We start from the raw sequence: 17,809 nt of genomic DNA on the forward strand, positions 1-17,809 counted from the left end.
GAAAGAAGGATGAAGATGAAAACATTTATCTTTGCAGACAAGTTCTTTTTAAAAAGCGATGTTAAAGGACCTGGTTATTTAGAAATCACGGATGGTATCTTTGGTAATTATACAAAAGATGAACCGCAAGGGGACGTAAAAATTATTCGTGAGGAAGGCAAATGGATTGCCCCAGGTTTAGTGGATACTCACATTCATGGTTACATGAATCATGACGTAATGGATAACGATGCAGAAGGCATTAAAGTGATGTCTGAAGGCTTATTATCTTGTGGTGTAACTTCATTTTTACCAACAACGTTAACTTCAAGTAAAGAACGTTTAACAGATGTTGCACGTACGATTGGTCAAGTCTACCAAGAAGTACCTGGTGCAAAAATTCAAGGGATTTACTTTGAAGGACCTTTCTTTACTGAAGAACATAAAGGCGCACAAAATCCAAGTTATTTTGGAGATCCAGACCTTGATACATTCCACGAATGGCAAGAAGCTTCAGGCGGAATTATTAAGAAAATTGCGTTGGCACCAGAACGTAATGGTGTGAAAGAATTTGTTGAAACCGTTACAGATGAAGGTGTCGTTGTTGCTTTAGGCCATAGTAATGCGACCTTAGAAGAAGCTGATGCGGCAGTTGAAGCAGGCGCTAGCGTTTTTGTTCATGCATATAATGGGATGCGTGGCTTAAATCACCGTGAACCAGGGATGGTTGGTGCATTGTTAACGTTACAACACGTTTTCTCTGAATTAATTTGTGATGGACACCATGTACATCCGCAAGCGGCTGAAGTATTGATGGAAAAAGCGGGCCATGATCACGTTGCGTTAATTACAGACTGCATGATGGCTGGCGGTATGCCAGATGGCAACTACAATTTAGGTGAATTTCCTGTTGTGGTAGCAGAAGGAACGGCTCGTTTGGATACTGGGAACTTAGCAGGTAGTATTTTAAAACTAAAAGAAGCAATTAAAAATGTAGTTGATTGGGGTATTGCAACACCTGCACAAGCAATTATGATGGCTTCATTAGTTCCTGCGATCAGCTGTAAAATTGATGATCAATGCGGTATGATTGCAAATGGTCGCGATGCTGACTTTATCGTATTAGAACCAACCATGGAATTAGCAGCCACTTATTTAGATGGCGTAGAACGTTATCGAGCATAAGACACAAGAAAAAGCTTGCGGAAATTTATCCGCAAGCTTTTTTTATAATTCTTTTGGTAAAATCGCAGAAGTGATTTCTTTGTTTTCATAGGCAATAAAAAAATCGATTAATTGCTTGTCAAATTGCTCAATATCCTCTTTGTAAAGGGAGCTAGGAATCACAAAGGTTTGCTCTAGGGTGCCTGCTAGATAATCGCCATCTAAACTTTGGGCGACAACTAAAAATTCTTGTTCGCGCCAATGTTCCACATCTGTTTCAGAAATGGTTTCCGGAGAGGCTAAAAATTTACAATTTTCGACAAACTGTTCATCAATTTCTTCACTGAAAGTTAATTCAGCATCCTCTTCTTGAGGTTGAGAGAGGATTGCTTGCAAAAATGTTTGTGGTTTTGCATCGGGTAATGTTTCTTTTAGCTGTTCAAAATCCAATGAAAGTTCCTCCTTATTGTTTGTTTAAAATAGTTACTGAAAAATCAATGGGTGAATTTGTTTTAAGGCTTTTGGCTTCTAAGATGATTTTTTCAGCCAACAAATCGTTTCCGTTATATACAGGTGTCACGCGATAGCGAACGGTTTCGCCGCGATCAAGAGCTGCCCGAATCTGATTTTCATATTTCGTCATATAAGGAGTGTTGACAGGATTCTGATACAAGGTGGTTAAGTTACGTGGATCATCACCACTGCCTCCCATTTGACGGCCGATTAGGTGGCCACGCGAATGATTAGCTTTTCCTGAAATGAAACCAGCTGGTCGAATATCTTTATTAGCGGAAGTTCCTGTATTGACCATTGCGGGTTTTAATAGCGCATCAGCGCCTGTCGCTCGTTTTAGACGATCTAGTGAATGATAAGTAATCCAGCCGTTTGAGCTATCCTTTAATTCCTCTGCTGAAAATGTGGCTTTACCATTATCAATGGGTCCAGGATTATCTCCTTTTGGTGCTGGTGTGCTTGAGGGGGTGGTTGTTTGTGGTTGGACATTAAATAAATCTTGTAAAGCATCAGGAACTTTAACGCCAACCGCGCCTAAAATTAAAATGATTAATGCGCCAATCAGCATGATGGTTGAATTAAATGGTGGTTTCTTCTTTCTGTTTGCCATAACGTGCTCCTCTAATTTTATACTTGCAATAGTCCAAATTTAAGTGGACCATCTTTTCTATTATACGTAAATTTGCTAAAAAATCAAAAAAGGCTTTTCTTTGAAAGACTTGTTTTCTCAGATATGTTACTATTTTAATGTAGAAGGGAAGGGATAGTGGATGGCCTATATTGAAGTCAAAAATGAATACAAGCGTTACCAAATGGGAGAGACAACTATTACTGCGAATGACGGCATTTCTTTTGAAGTGGAAAAAGGAGAAGTAGCGGTTATTTTAGGCCCCAGCGGTGCTGGAAAATCAACTGTTTTAAATATTCTTGGTGGAATGGACAGCTGTGATGAAGGGGAAATTATTATTGATGGCACAGATATCGCTCAGTTTTCAGAGAAACAATTAACCACTTATCGACGAAATGATGTCGGGTTTGTTTTCCAATTTTACAATTTAGTCCCAAATTTAACGGCAAAAGAAAATGTCGAATTGGCTTCGCAAATCGTTGCGGATGCGTTGGATTCGACCAATGTTTTACAATCGGTGGGTTTAGGGGAACGTTTAGATAATTTTCCAGCGCAACTTTCTGGTGGTGAACAACAACGAGTAACCATCGCCCGTGCGATTGCTAAAAAGCCCAAGTTACTTTTATGTGATGAACCGACAGGAGCACTGGATTATGAAACAGGGAAACAAATTTTAACTATTTTGCAAAACACTGCTCGTGAAACTGGAACGACCGTCTTAATTATTACCCACAATTCAGCCATTGCAGAAATGGCCGATCGGGTAATTCGAATTAATGATGCGAAAGTTCGCGAAATGACTGTGAATGATCAGCCTAAATTGGTTGCTGAAATTGAATGGTAGGTGCCTAAAATGAAGAAAACAGCGCTAATTAAAACAAGCTTACGTGAAATTAGACAATCTACTACACGGTTTTTATCGATTATGGGGATTATTTTCCTTGGTGTAATGGTTTTTGTTGGTTTGAAAGCTACTGGACCAGATATGATTAAAACCGCGAATAATTATTACCAGAAAGAGCAGCTTCCAGATGCGCGAATAATTTCTACAATGGGACTGGAAAAGAAAGATTTAACAACACTACAGTCTTTAAAAGATGTCGAAACAGTTGTGCCGCGGTATACAATAGATGCCACGATTGGGCCGCAAAATAATGCAGTAAAATTGTTTGGCTATCGAAAAAATCAAGCAGGATCGGTTAACTATCAAGTAGTTGACGGTCGGTTACCTAAACAAACAAATGAAATTGCATTAGATACATTAGCGAAAACTAGATATGACTATAAAATGGGTGATAAAATCACTTTAAACGATGCAGCGATTAAAGAAAAAGGACTGACGCAAACCCATTTTACTGTTGTCGGATTTATCAATTCACCAGAATATATTGATAATACATCCAGGGGAACCACAACGGTCGGGTCTGGAACGTTAAACTTTTTTGGCGTGGTTTCGGAAAAAGCCTTTGACAGTCAACGGTATCCAGAATTGCTAATCTCATTTCGTTCATTAAAACATCAAAATACGTATTCCTCTGATTATGAAAAGAAAAGAGAGCAGGCCTTAAATCAAGTAAAAGAGGCACTGAAAAATCGGCCAGAAGAACAGGTTGCGGCTCTGCGTGATTCGGCTCAGCCGGACATTAACCAAGGTCGGCAAGCGCTGGAAACGGGAAAACAAGCACTTGCGCAGTTGGAGCAACAACCAGGAATTCCAGCTGAGATGCTTGAAAAGCAAAAAGACGAATTGGCTAAACAAGAACAACTGTTGGCTGAAAAAGAAACAGAGCTAGCCAATTTGAAAGCCCCAACGTATTATTATTTTACTAGGGAAGACAATCCAGGATTTTCTGAATATCAAGATAATGCTGATCGGATTTCTTCTTTAGCCACGCTGTTCCCGTTGTTCTTTTTCCTAATTGCGGCATTAGTCAGCTTAACTACCATGACACGTATGGTGGAAGAAAAAAGAATGGAAATTGGTAGTTTGAAAGCTTTAGGTTATCGTAATCGTGAAATTGCTTCGATTTTTATTACCTATGCAACGGTTGCTAGCCTAACAGGTGCATTATTAGGATTGGCAGTTGGCTATTATCTATTCCCTAAAATAATTTTTGATGCCTACGGTCAAATGTACAATATTCCTGATTTAGTTACACCGTGGTACTTAAATTACAGTTTATGGGGCATCATTGTAGCCTTAGCTTGTACTGTGGGAGCGGCCTTAGTGACATTAAGAATCGATTTATTAAGTACCCCAGCTACCTTGCTAAGACCCAAAGCGCCGAAAGCAGGCCAACGGATTTTATTAGAACGAATCCGCCCTTTATGGCAACGCATGAGCTTTATTCAAAAAGTGACCGCTAGAAATCTGTTCCGCTATAAACGACGGATGCTGATGACCGTTATCGGAATAGCTGGTTGTATGGGGCTGTTAATTGTTGGTTTTGGTTTACGCGATTCAATTGTGGATGTCGCTACAATTCAATTTAATAAAATCTGGCATTACCAAGCAGTCGTGACTTTTAAAGAGCAAACAACACCTGAAGAGACAAAAGAGTATCAAGAAACGTTGCGCAAACTGGATGGTTTGAATAAAACAATTCCGTTATATTCAGAAATCTTTAAAACGAAGGGCAAAGGCGCACCAACTCAAAATATTACTCTTTATGTGCCACAAGATCCTTCGAAAATGGCTGATTTTCAGTTATTTAATGATCGAGTCACTGGAGAAAAATATTCCCTCAACGATGACGGTGTAATCATTAATGAAAAATTAGCTAAATTATTTGGCTATAAAGTCGGAGATCAATTAAATTTAGAAAATAGTGATAATCAAACCTATCACGTGAAAATTGCCGCGATTGCAGAGAACTACACGGGTCATTTTGTCTATATGACGCCGAAACTCTACCAGACGATGACGAAACAGAAGCCGGAGTATAATACAGAATTCCTACTTTTTGACAAAAAGTTATCCTCAAAACAAGAAACCTCAATCGGAGAGGCGTTGACAAAACAGCCGAAAGTGTTGAACATTACGTTTTTAACTGCGATGAAAGGTTCGTTTGATGATATGCTGAAAAGCCTTGATATTGTCATTTGGGTACTAATTGCTGTTTCTGGTTCTTTAGCGTTAATTGTGTTATATAATTTAACCAACATTAATGTTTCTGAACGGATTCGAGAACTTTCCACGATTAAGGTTTTAGGATTTTACGATCGTGAAGTCACTACCTATGTTTACCGTGAGAACATTATTTTAACGTTCATTGGTATTATTGTTGGCTGCTTCTTTGGGAAAATTTTGCATCAGTATATTTTAGCAACCGTTGAAGTTGATTTAATTATGTTTTCGCCAATTATTCATTGGCCAAGTTATCTATATTCCGCAGTCATCACCATGTGTTTCACGTTGTTTGTGATGGTCATTATGCATCGGAAATTGAAGAAAATCAATATGATTGAAGCGTTAAAATCAAATGAATAGCACATTTCAAAAAACGAGGAGTCCGTAGAAGTTCGATAATTCTAGGGCTGCTCGTTTATTGTTGCTTCTTTTATTAAGAAAAAATAGGTCTTAAGATGTATCTTTTGAGATTTATTTGGAAATTACTACTCTTTTTATTTAAAAATTGGTACACTATTACTAGGTTATAGCACAGAAAGGAGTGTGGGAAAAGTGTTAGAAGGTCTACCATTGGAAACGGTTTATTTTTATGCATTAGTGGGGAGCGCGGTCCTCGCTTTTTTACTAATTATTTTTGGGGATGTTTTTAATTTTGATGGACCGGTTGACCCAATGCTGATTATTCCATGGATTGCTTTTACCTCGCTGTTTGGGTACCTTGGGGAAGAATTAACAGCGGTAAATAGTTGGCTTATTTTAATTGTCAGTGGTATTCTTTCAACCATTATTGTTTTCTTCCTAAATTTTTATGTGTTGGTCCCTTTGAAAAATTCGGAGGCCACAATTTCTATTTCGGAAAAAGACATGGAGGGTCGTGTTGCTACTGTGATTACCCCAATTCCTGTCCGGGGAATGGGCGAGATTCAATTGAAGAGTGTCACAGGTTCGTTAAGTCGACCAGCAGCATTTTATGTGCCACAAGAAGTGGCTGCGCCAAGAGGTAGTGAGGTATTGATTATTGAATTGAAAGAACGGGTTTGTTATGTCATTCCTTACGAAGGCAGTCTAAAAATATAGAGTAGGAGAGAAGAAAATGGGGATTTTGTTACCGATTATTATTGCAGTTTTAGTATTATTAATGTTATTAATTGTGTTTGTTTCTAAATATCAGACAGCCAAACCTGATGAAGCGTTAATTATCAGCGGGAGCTATCTAGGCTCTAAAAATGTTCATGTAGACGAAGGTGGCAACAAAATTAAAATCGTTCGTGGCGGTGGTGCGTTTGTCTTACCAGTGTTCCAACGTTCAAATCGAATTAGTTTGCTTTCAAGTAAATTAGATGTTTCCACACCAGAAGTGTACACAGAACAAGGGGTTCCTGTGATGTGTGATGGGACATCAATCATTAAAATTGGTTCGTCAGTTGAAGAAATTGCGACAGCAGCGGAACAATTTTTAGGAAAAACAACGGAAGAATTAGAAAATGAAGCACGTGAAGTATTAGAAGGACATTTACGTTCGATTTTAGGTTCAATGACAGTGGAGGAAATTTACCAAAACCGTGATAAATTTAGCCAAAGTGTACAAGAAGTTGCCAGTGTTGACTTAGCTAAAATGGGCTTAGTTATTGTGTCGTTCACAATTAAAGAAGTTCGTGATAAAAATGGATACTTGGATTCATTAGGGAAACCAAGAATCGCTCAAGTTAAACGTGATGCAGATATTGCTGAAGCAGAAGCTTTGAAAGAAACTCGCATCAAAAAAGCGGAAGCAGAAAAAGAATCACAACAAGCGGAATTGCAACGTCAAACAGAAATTGCAGAAGCTTCAAAAGAAAAAGAATTGAAATTAGCGTTATACAAACAAGAACAAGATATTGCCAAAGCCAAAGCAGACCAAGCCTATAACTTGGAAAGCGCGCGTGCACAACAACACGTGGTGGAACAAGAAATGGAAGTCAAAGTTGTTGAACGTCAAAAACAAATTGAGTTAGAAGAAAAAGAAATTACGCGTCGTGAAAAACAATACGACTCAGAAGTGAAGAAAAAAGCCGATGCAGATCGTTACGCACGCGAACAAGAAGCTCTTGCTCAAAAAGCACGCGAAGTAGCAGAAGCCGAAGCAGAACGCTTCAAAGTTGAAGCATTAGCCGAAGCGGAAGCCAATAAAACGCGTTTAACAGGTCAAGCGCAAGCCGAAGCTATTTTAGCTCGTGGTGCAGCGGAAGCCGAAGCCAAACAAAAGATTGCTGATGCCTTCAAAGAATATGGTGAAGCAGCTGTGTTAAGTATGGTGATGGAAATGTTACCACAATTAATGAAAGAAGCAGCACAACCATTGGGCAACATCGACAAGATTTCAGTGGTAGATACAGGCGCAGGTGGCGAAAATTCTGGCGCCAACCGTATTACCAATTATGCAACAAACTTGTTGGCTGGTACACAAGAAACACTAAAAGAAACAACGGGCCTCGACGTGAAAGAGCTAATTGAAAACTTTTCTAAAAAAGGTACCTCAAATAGCGTGAACTATCATGCAACAGAAGGTTCAGAAAAAGAATAGAAATCAGCCTTTAAGGAGTAGCGAATCGCATTTCGTTACTCCTTAATGCTGCATTGAAACGATAAACGAACAATCTGACAGAGAAATAGCGAGTGCTTGTTTTGTTTCAAAGATTCTGATAACATAGAGTTCTTGGAGGGATAGAGATGTCAAAAAAGAATAAAGATATTGAAGTACGTGTTGAAGAAGAAAAAGCCCAATACAATGGAGCAAACGTTTTAATGAACAAATTATTTATTGGTAAAAAAGAAATCGGTCGTGTCATTCCGCAAAATGATAAAAAATTCATCATTGAAATTGATGGCAAGCAAGAAGGTACAGCAAAAAATCTGGACGAAGCCTTTGAAACAATTATTCGTCAATGGAATTTAAGTGAATAAAAAATAAATAACAATTTTTTTAAAAAAAGGGTTGCTTTTTTCTGGAAAAGATTGTATTATAACTAAGTCAGGTCGTTACAGCGACAATGACTTTTTGGAGGAATAGCGAAGTGGCTAAACGCGACGGACTGTAAATCCGTTCCTTAGGGTTCAGTGGTTCGAATCCACTTTCCTCCATTTTCTTTTTGGGGTATAGCCAAGCGGTAAGGCAACGGACTTTGACTCCGTCATGCGTTGGTTCGAATCCAGCTACCCCAGTTTTCAGAACATTTCTGGTAGAGAGATGTTCTTTTTTTGTATAATTATATAACAAAAATGAGGTAAGATTTTCCTCATGTACAGGCTAGAAAAGTTTTCATTTATATAAGAATATGCTAAAGTATAAAGAAAGAATAGTCTGGAGTTGATAAGAATGAACTTTAAAGAAAAAATTACAGAAATGGTTGAAAATGTTTACGATTTAGCACGCGATGGTAAGTATGATGTCAAAGTTGACTTAATTCCTCGTAAAAAAGGTAACATCAAAAGTGGTGTTAAAGTCACTTCTTCAAGAAATACAGCCCACAATATCAAATGGCGTTCAAAAAACTAACTCGTCTTTAACAGAAACACCGGAGCAGACAACATTATTGTCTACTCCGGTGTTTTTATTTTTCTAATTCGATGCCTAAGACAGTTAAATGCCCATTACCAACTAATTTGATAACTAATTGGGCTAAGTGGTTGGGTGTCATATCCGTCTCGCTAGTAATCCACCAATGAAGGGTACCGATGAAGATAGAGGTCATGTATTCAATAACAAAATCTATCGGTACATCAATATCATTTTCGGTGATACGCAACTGCGAAAAAATCGTCGCATATTTTTCTTCGATAATTTCAGCTAAGCGTTTTCGAAAGTGTTCGTTGAAATTATTGTCCATGATAGTTAAGAAGAAAGATTTGTTCTCTTGAATATTAATATAGAGTTGCGTCAGAAGTTCTTCAATGTGCTTCACGCGGACACGGTTGCCATTAACCAGTTGTTGCGAATCAAGAATAGCGGTAAAAGCACTAAGCGTAAAGGTGAAGATTGCATCATATAAATGCTGTTTGTCTTTAAAGTGAGCATAAAAAGTCGCACGATTAATCATAGCTTCATCAGCAATATCCTGAATCGTCACCGCTTCGTAGCCTTTCGTTTCTACAAGTTTAAAAAAAGCTTCAATAATCATTTTTCTGGTTCGTTGTACTCTAAGGTCTGTTTTCTTTGCCATCATAAATTCCTTTCGAGATAGTCAACATTCGCGGAAACTTTGTTGTTTATCTCACAAAATAGGGTAAATTGCTTGTTGCAAATCATTTAGAACCTTTCTAAAATAGGTATATCTATTATAACAAACAGTTTGTATAATAATCAACAAACTGTTGGGAAATGAAGGGGTATTTTAATTGATGGTTATGAGAGCAGGGATTGATGTTGGGTCAACGACAGTAAAATTAGTATTTTTAAATAAACAAAATCAGCCTATTTTTACAAAATATGAACGCCATTTTTCAGATGTCAAAGCAGCAACGGAACGCATTTTAAAAGAAGGGCTAGCAAGGATCGGTGCAGACCAACCTGTGACAATGAGCATAACTGGCTCTGGTGGTATGGGGCTGGCTGAGGTATTAGGGATTCCCTTTGTTCAAGAGGTTATCGCGTGTACACGAACTGTTGAAACAATAATACCAGAAACGGATGTTGCTATTGAACTTGGCGGAGAAGATGCAAAAATCACTTTTTTTGATGGTGCTTTAGAGCAACGAATGAATGGTAGTTGTGCAGGTGGGACAGGCGCCTTCATCGATCAAATGGCTGTTTTACTTAAAACGGATGCCAATGGAGTGAATGAATTGGCGAAGAATTATCAAACTATTTATCCGATTGCTTCCCGCTGTGGGGTTTTTGCCAAAACGGATGTTCAACCTTTAATCAATGAAGGAGCAGCGAAAGAAGATATTGCGGCGAGTATTTTTCAAGCGGTAGTTAATCAAACAATCGCCGGGTTAGCTGCTGGTCGCAAAATTAAAGGTAAAGTAGCGTTTTTAGGGGGACCTTTATTTTTCATGTCAGAATTGAGAAAACGGTTTATTGAAACCTTAGCAATTCAGCCAGAAGATGTTATTTTTCCAGAACAACCGCAACTGTTTGTAGCAATGGGTGCAGCACTTTATTCAGAAGATGCAGCCGAATGTACATTGGAAGAATTAATTCAGCGCTTAGTGAACAGCCAGGCTACTGATTTACAGCCGAGCGACACGTTACCACCGTTATTTAACAGCGCAGAAGATTTAGCAGATTTTCGAGAAAGACACGCGCAAGCCCAAGCAACGGAGAAACCTTTATCTCAACATACTGGCGTGGCCTTTTTAGGGATTGATGCAGGCTCAACAACGACAAAAGTCACATTGATTGATGAAGATGGTCATTTGTTGTTTTCTTTTTATGGTAATAACCAAGGGCAACCTTTAGAAACCACCATGACAGTACTGAAATCACTTTATCAACAACTGCCTGAAGAAGTTTTTATCGGAAAAACGGCTGTTACAGGATATGGAGAACAGCTAATAAAAAATGCGTTAAAAGTCGATATTGGTGAAGTTGAAACGATGGCCCATTACAAAGCAGCCAACCATTTTCAGCCAGGTGTGGATTTTATTTTGGATATCGGAGGACAAGATATGAAAGCGATGACCATTAAAAATGGCGTGCTTTCCTCGATACAATTAAATGAAGCTTGTTCTTCTGGGTGCGGTTCTTTTATCGAAACCTTTGCGCAATCTTTAAAATATAATGTGAAGGATTTTGCTTTGGCGGCTTTAGAATCGCAAGCGCCGGTTGATTTAGGTTCTCGGTGTACTGTTTTTATGAACTCAAAAGTGAAACAGGTTCAAAAAGAAGGGGCCTCTGTCGGCGATATTTCTGCTGGACTATCTTATTCAGTCATCAAAAATGCCATTTATAAAGTTATTAAGGTTCGCCGACCTGAAGAGTTGGGAGAAAAGATTGTCTGCCAGGGAGGAACATTTTACAATGAAGCGGTCTTGAGAGCTTTTGAAAAAATTAGCGGTCGTGAAGTGGTTCGTCCTTCTATTGCTGGTTTGATGGGGGCTTATGGGGCAGCGCTGATTGCTTTGGACGCTTATGAAATTGGGGAAGAAACCACGCTTCTTTCTTTAGGAGAGTTAGCGGCATTTACCTCTGAAAAGGAATTTACTCATTGCGGCTTGTGTGAAAACAATTGCCAGTTAACGGTCACAGTGTTTTCAGATGGGCGCCAATTTATTACGGGAAATCGCTGTGAACGTGGTGCACGAATTAAAATTAAACGAGAAGAACGCAAAGTGAATTTGGTTGATTATAAGTACCGCAAGTTATTTAAGTACCGACCTTTGCGGGAAAATAAAGCGTTTCGTGGGCGCGTGGGTATCCCTAGAGTCCTAAACATGTATGAAAATTATCCTTTGTGGCATACATTTTTTACTGACTTGGGCTTTCGGGTCGAATTATCGCCACGTTCTAATAAGCAAATCTATGAACAAGGCCTTGAAACGATTCCCAGTGATACGGTTTGTTACCCAGCGAAAATGGCGCATGGACATATTCAAGCATTAATTGATGCGCAAGTGCCAATTATCTTTTATCCTGGTGTCGTTTTTGAACAGCAAGAAACAGTGGAAGCTGATAATCATTTTAATTGTCCAATTGTGCAAAGCTACCCAGATGTCATTCGAAATAATGTGGATGCCATCAGAGAGGGCCAAGTAGATTATCGAAATCCCTATCTTAATCTAGCGAATGAAGCTGCAGTTGCCAAAGTTTTAGCTGAAAATTTTGCTGATTTAGGGATTTCCTTAGAAGAAATTCAAACAGCGCTGCATCATGGTTATCAAGAATTAGCAGCTTTTAAAAAAGAAATTCAAGAAAAAGGCGAAGAAACGTTAGCCATGTTAACTGAAAAAGGCCAGAGAGGGATTGTCTTATCGGGGCGACCGTATCACTTGGATCCAGAGATTAATCACGGCATTGCCGAAGTCATTACACAGGAAGGATTCCATGTCTTGACAGAAGACAGTATCTCGCATCTTGGAGACGTGCAGAATTTACGTGTGGTGAATCAATGGGTCTATCATTCTCGCTTATATGCGGCGGCTAAAGTAGTGGCTAAGACGAAAAATTTAGAACTTGTCCAACTGAATTCCTTTGGTTGCGGCTTAGATGCTGTGACAACCGATCAAGTAGAAGAAATCATGGATCGGTCTGGCAAAATTTATACAGTCCTCAAAATCGACGAAGGCGCGAATTTGGGTGCAATTCGTATTCGGTTGCGCTCCTTGAAAGCGGCTGTCAATGAGCGGGAGAAGCAACAGTTTGTTCCGCATATGCAAATGGAAGAGCCAGAGAAAATTGTGTTTACAAAACAAATGAAAAAAACACATACTTTACTGTTACCAATGCTTAGCCCGATTCATCAATCTGGATTAGTCGATGTAGCATTACAAGCTTCTGGCTATCATGTCGTCTGTTTGCCTGCGCAGGATAAAGAAGCCGTGAATGTCGGGTTAAAATATGTCAATAATGATGCGTGTTACCCAGCAATTATTTCTATCGGACAACTAGTCGAAGCTTTGGAAAGTGGTCAATATGATTTGGATAATGTCAGTGTTTTAATGACGCAAACGGGGGGCGGTTGTCGCGCAACGAATTACATTCCATTATTAAGAAAAGCCTTAAATGATGCTGGTTTTTCTCAAGTTCCTGTAGTTTCAGTTTCGATGGGTAATAAAGGGGTCGAATCCAATCCAGGATTTAAATTTACGTTGCCAATGATCAAACGCTTAGTAGTTGCCTTTTTATATGGTGACTTATTCGAACGAGTAGTTTATCGAACAAGACCTTATGAAACAGAAAAAGGAATGGTGGATCAACTGCACCAAGATTGGCTAAAAAGAGTGGAAGCCAATGTCCGGAATGGTTCGCTGACACAATTTAATCACTTCATGAAAAAAATTATTCGGACGTTTGATGAAATTCCTTTACAAGAGATAAAAAAACCAAAAGTCGGTGTGGTCGGGGAAATTTTAGTGAAATATTCGCCGACAGCGAATAATGATATCGTGCGTTTGCTAGAAGAAGAAGGTGCTGAAGCAGTTGTGCCAGATATTGTTGGCTTTATGAACTATTCTTTGTACAATCAAATTTGGAAATACGAAAATATGGGCATGTCAAAACAAAGCAAACGTTTAGCAGAATTTGCGATAAAAATCATTGAATTGGTAGAAAAACCAATGGATAAGGCATTGAGAAAATCTGTCCGTTTTGATGGTATTCATTCCATTTATGATATGGCAGCAGATGCAAGTAAAATTTTATCAATTGGCAATCATACGGGTGAAGGTTGGTTTTTAACAGCTGAAATGATTGAGCTCTTAAAACACGAGGTGAATAACATCGTTTGTATGCAGCCGTTTGGATGTTTACCAAACCATATTGTTGGAAAAGGGGTCGTGAAAGAGCTACGACGTCAATATCCGCAAGCAAACATTGCGGCGGTGGATTATGATCCAGGGGTATCTTTGGTCAATCAGTTGAACCGAATCCGTTTGATGATGGCCACAGCGAACAAGTTGTTGAAAGAAGAAAATGTAAAAAGATAATAACTAATAGAAATTCGTTTAAAAACATTTGGCTTGATCACTTTTTACTGACTAAGCCAAATGTTTTTGTTATAAAAAGAAAGCATACAACTAGACCAACTTTGATAAAAATTCCAATTCCTCTTTTATTTATCATTTTTTGGTTGTTTACACGGTCTATACCAGTTATAATAGAAGAGGAGATGAATGAAGAGGAGGAAGCGTAAATGGTTCAAAATATACCAATTTATATTCAAATTCACGATAAAATCAAAGAAGATATTGAAAAAGGTGTCTGGAGTATCGGGGATCGTTTGCCCTCTGAGCGAGAATTAGCCTTGAAATTTGATGTTAGTCGAATGACCTTACGCCAAGCCATTCAGACTTTAGCAGACGAAGGGATTTTAGAACGAAAAATTGGTTCAGGAACATATGTAGCACGTAAGAAAGTTCAAGAAACAATGACAGGTACCACTAGTTTTACAGAAATTACCTTGTCTCAAAATCGCGTTCCTTCTAGTCGGACGGTGTCTTATTTTGTAGCGAAACCTAGTTCTAGTGAGATGGAAAAATTACAACTAGGTCCAGAAGATTCAATTTTACGAATGGAAAGAATTCGTTTTGCGGATGACATTCCGATTTGTTTTGAGGTGGCGAGCATTCCTTATTCATTGGTCTCGCAATATGGCAAATCTGAAATCACGAACTCCTTTTATAAAACACTTGAAGCCAAATCTGGCCACAAAATTGGCCATTCTAACCAAACAATCTCTGCTGTTCAAGCATCGGAACAGATCGCAGAATATTTAGAGATTAAACGAGGCGATGCGATTCTGCGTGTGCGCCAAGTATCCTATTTTGAAAACGGACTACCTTTTGAATATGTTCGTACGCAGTATGCAGGAAGTCGATTTGAGTTTTATTTAGAGAAGTAGAGAAATGATAAGTATGGAAAAATGCCAAGAAATAGGCTGAGGTAAGATATTTTAACCTCCAAAAGTTGTATCTGAAAAATACAATTTTTGGAGGTTATTTTTTATGAACTTATCAGGTAGAATTCAAATTAAAATTAGTGAAAGCATCTCAATTCAAATAAATATTGAATAGAGTAGCAAATCTGAATACCAGAAAAGTGAGATGGTTTGTCCCGCTATAAATATTGTTAAAAATAAACTTATAATAGCTGCTAGTTTATTTGCTTTTATTCTTTTTTTGGCTGTAGTTCATTTTTGTCCATTTTTTACATTTCTTTTTTAAACTGATAAACCGACATAAGTAATCTGGATAAAAATATCAAAAATTCAGGTTACTGACAAACATTTAATTAGCATCTAAAAAATAATCATGTAAATTAAATGAGCAACGAAAACATCTGTTAGGGTGCTATCAATTTTTTTAAAATCTACATATGATTAAAACTTGATGCTATAATGTTACTAGTAAGGTTAATGTATACCATAGCAGTATTTGAGAAAAGTAGAAGTGTTTCTGATGTTAGATATGTGGGCTGTGTGTTGACTGATTTTCCTTTGAAGTTGAATAATAAGTTCGTGAATAATCGGAAATACTATATTTTTTCTGGTGAACAGATGGATTAGTGAAGATTGATACTGAACAGTCAATTGTTTTAAAAAAAGTGATTTTCAAATGGTAATAAAAGTATATTTAAAGGAACTCGAATTTTCAGAAAGTAGCTTCAAACTTAGTTTGAAAGAATAGCTTTCGGCTATAAAAAAAGTTAAAAGGAGCCTGCCATGTTACAGAAATATATAGAAATTTTAACAAGAGACGAGGCCATCTTTCGTAAAAAGCCAGATGGAACAGAAGTAAATTATTTTCTATTTCCAGAGTTTGAAATACATATAAATAGCTTGCCAGGAAAAACTGTGCAAGGTTGGCATAAGCATCACGAAATCGAAGAAGTTTTACTTGTGCAGTCAGGAAAAGTGAAAATAGAAGAGGTAGAAAATCAGCAAATTGTTTCAAGAATTTGTGCAGAAGGAGAACTTATTCGGATGCATAATAGTCTTCATCGGATTAGTAATCCTGATACGTTATCTGCATCATTTACAGTATTTCGTTTTGTTCCACAAGGGCAAAATCAACAAGAATGCATAAAAAATGATAAAGAAGAATTCTCTGATGCGGCAGTACAACAGCTTCTAAAAATCAATGATTCGTTGTGATCGTTATTTTTAAACTTTTCTTTTCCCTCTCCTAGAAAACACAAAACCGTGGTACAATAACTTACGTAATAGACACACCTACTCCGAATGTCAAAAAAGGGCAGAAAAGTAGACAAGAAATTGTTTAAGGAGTAAAGTAAACTTACTTAAAATTTTGGGGGAAATAAAATGTATGATGTAATTATCATTGGTGCCGGTCCTGCTGGGATGACGGCAGCACTTTATGCATCACGGTCTAATCTTTCTGTATTGATGATTGAACGCGGTGCGCCTGGTGGGCAAATGAACAACACTGCTGAGGTAGAGAATTACCCAGGCTTTGATTCTATTATGGGTCCAGAATTGGCCTATAAAATGTATGAAAATGTAGAAAAATTTGGTACGGAAAATGCGTATGGCATTGTGATGGGCATCGAAGACCACGGATCCTATAAAGAAGTGATTTGTGATGACAAATCTTATGAAGCTAAAGCGGTAATTATTGCAACAGGCTGTGAACACCGAAAATTGGGTGTAAAAGGCGAAGAAGAATTTGCTGGCCGTGGTGTTTCTTATTGTGCCGTTTGTGACGGTGCTTTCTTTAAAAATAAACGCTTAGTAGTTGTTGGTGGCGGCGATTCTGCAGTTGAAGAAGCAATCTATTTAACACAATTTGCTTCTGAAGTAGTGATTGTTCACCGTCGTGATGAATTGCGTGCGCAAAAAATCATTCAAGATCGTGCCTTTGCAAATGAAAAGATTTCCTTTGTTTGGGATACAGTTGTCGAAGAAATTGTTGGCAATGAAATGGTCGTGACAGGTGTGAAAGCCCGGAATGTCAAAACAGATGAAGTTTCTGAAATTGAAGCAAACGGCGTGTTCATTTACGTGGGGCTAGATCCATTAACAGAACCATTTAAGAAAGTTGGTATTACGAATGAGGCTGGTTGGATTGAAACAGACCAAGAAATGAGAACAAAAATTCCTGGTGTTTATGCCATTGGTGATGTCCGTGAAAAAACATTGCGTCAAATCACGACAGCGGTCGGTGAAGGCGGTATTGCTGGACAACAAGTATTTAACTATATTGAAGAATTAAAATAAAAAAATGCTTTTGCCTTTAAGAATAAGGGCAAAAGCATTTTTTTAATAGGTTCCTTTAATGACAAAATAAGAGCCGCGAATGGTTCCAGCTAATTTTGATTTTTGACGAGCAAATTTGAATTTTCCTTCAAATTCTGCAGGGATTGCCATACCATCTGAAAGTTTAAACCCAACGGCGCGTTTGCCTTCCTCAGCTAATGTGTACATCACGTTAACTGCTAAGCCGTTTTCATAAAATACATAGGCCATTTTTATGCCATCTAAAGTGAAAGAAGAAATTTCAAGTGGCTTGTAAGGGAAATGTAATTCTCGTTCTAATAAAATTTTTTCAATCCAGGCCAATGTTTCTGGAGCTTCAGAGGCAGGGACGGTCGTAAAGCGATGTTTGTATTTATTCCAAAAATAGCGAGCTTCATTCGCTCTTAGTCCAGCAAGGGCAGGTGCCACTGGTGAACTTTCTAAACCAATAGTGGCTACTTCTTTAAAATCAACTGTATAAACCATGAATTGATACTCCCATCT

At 38.1% G+C, this 17,809-nt stretch carries 15 protein-coding genes and 2 tRNA genes; 13 read left to right on the forward strand and 4 right to left on the reverse strand.

Translation table 11 applies throughout. The annotated features are described in order from the left end of the window. The first annotated feature begins 15 nt into the window (after window positions 1-15). Window positions 16-1,164 (forward strand): N-acetylglucosamine-6-phosphate deacetylase, encoded by a 1,149-nt coding sequence (nagA, locus tag IGJ90_RS05825; protein WP_002366582.1) that lies wholly within the window; start codon window positions 16-18, stop codon window positions 1,162-1,164. A gap of 42 nt (window positions 1,165-1,206) precedes the next feature. On the opposite strand, the gene IGJ90_RS05830 is transcribed toward nagA, so the two are convergent. Both IGJ90_RS05830 and IGJ90_RS05835 read right to left on the reverse strand, forming a co-directional pair. Next, window positions 1,207-1,593, reverse strand: a complete 387-nt coding sequence (locus IGJ90_RS05830; protein WP_002357813.1) for a hypothetical protein — start codon at window positions 1,591-1,593, stop codon at window positions 1,207-1,209. Between the two features lie 13 nt (window positions 1,594-1,606). Continuing rightward, entirely contained in the window at window positions 1,607-2,266 is a 660-nt protein-coding gene (locus IGJ90_RS05835; protein ID WP_002366585.1) for a DNA/RNA non-specific endonuclease, read from the reverse strand. 160 nt (window positions 2,267-2,426) lie between these two features. Between IGJ90_RS05835 and IGJ90_RS05840 the strand changes: the two genes are divergently transcribed. From IGJ90_RS05840 to IGJ90_RS05875, 8 genes are all read left to right on the forward strand, one after another. Next, window positions 2,427-3,128: an ABC transporter ATP-binding protein gene (locus tag IGJ90_RS05840; protein ID WP_002363831.1), complete on the forward strand. Its 702-nt coding sequence runs from the start codon at window positions 2,427-2,429 to the stop codon at window positions 3,126-3,128. A gap of 9 nt (window positions 3,129-3,137) precedes the next feature. Next, window positions 3,138-5,774, forward strand: coding sequence for an FtsX-like permease family protein (locus IGJ90_RS05845; protein WP_104659726.1), 2,637 nt, complete (start codon window positions 3,138-3,140; stop codon window positions 5,772-5,774). 183 nt (window positions 5,775-5,957) lie between these two features. Further along, window positions 5,958-6,491 carry a hypothetical protein gene (locus IGJ90_RS05850; RefSeq protein WP_002357809.1) on the forward strand — a complete coding sequence of 178 codons (534 nt, stop codon included), beginning with the start codon at window positions 5,958-5,960 and terminating at the stop codon, window positions 6,489-6,491. 16 nt (window positions 6,492-6,507) lie between these two features. Next, window positions 6,508-7,977 (forward strand): flotillin family protein, encoded by a 1,470-nt coding sequence (locus IGJ90_RS05855; protein WP_002357808.1) that lies wholly within the window; start codon window positions 6,508-6,510, stop codon window positions 7,975-7,977. 146 nt (window positions 7,978-8,123) lie between these two features. Then, a complete protein-coding gene (locus IGJ90_RS05860) occupies window positions 8,124-8,357 on the forward strand; it encodes a DUF2969 domain-containing protein (protein ID WP_002357806.1) in 234 nt (77 codons plus the stop codon). 96 nt (window positions 8,358-8,453) lie between these two features. Further along, window positions 8,454-8,534 (forward strand) — tRNA-Tyr (locus IGJ90_RS05865). A gap of 9 nt (window positions 8,535-8,543) precedes the next feature. Next, window positions 8,544-8,615 (forward strand) — tRNA-Gln (locus IGJ90_RS05870). Window positions 8,616-8,769: 154 nt separating this feature from the next. Beyond that, the gene (locus IGJ90_RS05875) at window positions 8,770-8,949 is read left to right on the forward strand and encodes a hypothetical protein (RefSeq protein ID WP_002357804.1); all 180 of its coding nucleotides are present in this window, start codon (window positions 8,770-8,772) and stop codon (window positions 8,947-8,949) included. Between the two features lie 55 nt (window positions 8,950-9,004). Here the strand turns inward: IGJ90_RS05875 and IGJ90_RS05880 are convergent, their stop codons facing one another. Further along, entirely contained in the window at window positions 9,005-9,616 is a 612-nt protein-coding gene (locus tag IGJ90_RS05880; protein WP_002357803.1) for a TetR/AcrR family transcriptional regulator, read from the reverse strand. A 175-nt stretch (window positions 9,617-9,791) separates the two neighbouring features. Here IGJ90_RS05880 and IGJ90_RS05885 point away from each other — a divergent pair, with 175 nt between their 5' ends. From IGJ90_RS05885 to trxB, 4 genes are all read left to right on the forward strand, one after another. Continuing rightward, window positions 9,792-14,039 (forward strand): 2-hydroxyacyl-CoA dehydratase, encoded by a 4,248-nt coding sequence (locus tag IGJ90_RS05885; RefSeq protein WP_025186607.1) that lies wholly within the window; start codon window positions 9,792-9,794, stop codon window positions 14,037-14,039. A gap of 206 nt (window positions 14,040-14,245) precedes the next feature. After that, window positions 14,246-14,953 (forward strand): GntR family transcriptional regulator, encoded by a 708-nt coding sequence (locus IGJ90_RS05890; RefSeq protein ID WP_002357800.1) that lies wholly within the window; start codon window positions 14,246-14,248, stop codon window positions 14,951-14,953. Between the two features lie 819 nt (window positions 14,954-15,772). Then, complete coding sequence (locus IGJ90_RS05895; RefSeq protein WP_438767734.1) at window positions 15,773-16,204, forward strand: cupin domain-containing protein; 432 nt, start codon at window positions 15,773-15,775, stop codon at window positions 16,202-16,204. A gap of 168 nt (window positions 16,205-16,372) precedes the next feature. Next, the gene (trxB, locus tag IGJ90_RS05900; RefSeq protein WP_002366592.1) at window positions 16,373-17,287 is read left to right on the forward strand and encodes a thioredoxin-disulfide reductase; all 915 of its coding nucleotides are present in this window, start codon (window positions 16,373-16,375) and stop codon (window positions 17,285-17,287) included. A gap of 42 nt (window positions 17,288-17,329) precedes the next feature. Here the strand turns inward: trxB and IGJ90_RS05905 are convergent, their stop codons facing one another. Continuing rightward, window positions 17,330-17,791: a hypothetical protein gene (locus tag IGJ90_RS05905; protein WP_002355960.1), complete on the reverse strand. Its 462-nt coding sequence runs from the start codon at window positions 17,789-17,791 to the stop codon at window positions 17,330-17,332. Between the last annotated feature and the right edge of the window lie 18 nt (window positions 17,792-17,809).

Origin of the sequence: Enterococcus sp. AZ129, assembly GCF_051714505.1 — a bacterium.
Classification (GTDB): domain Bacteria; phylum Bacillota; class Bacilli; order Lactobacillales; family Enterococcaceae; genus Enterococcus; species Enterococcus faecalis.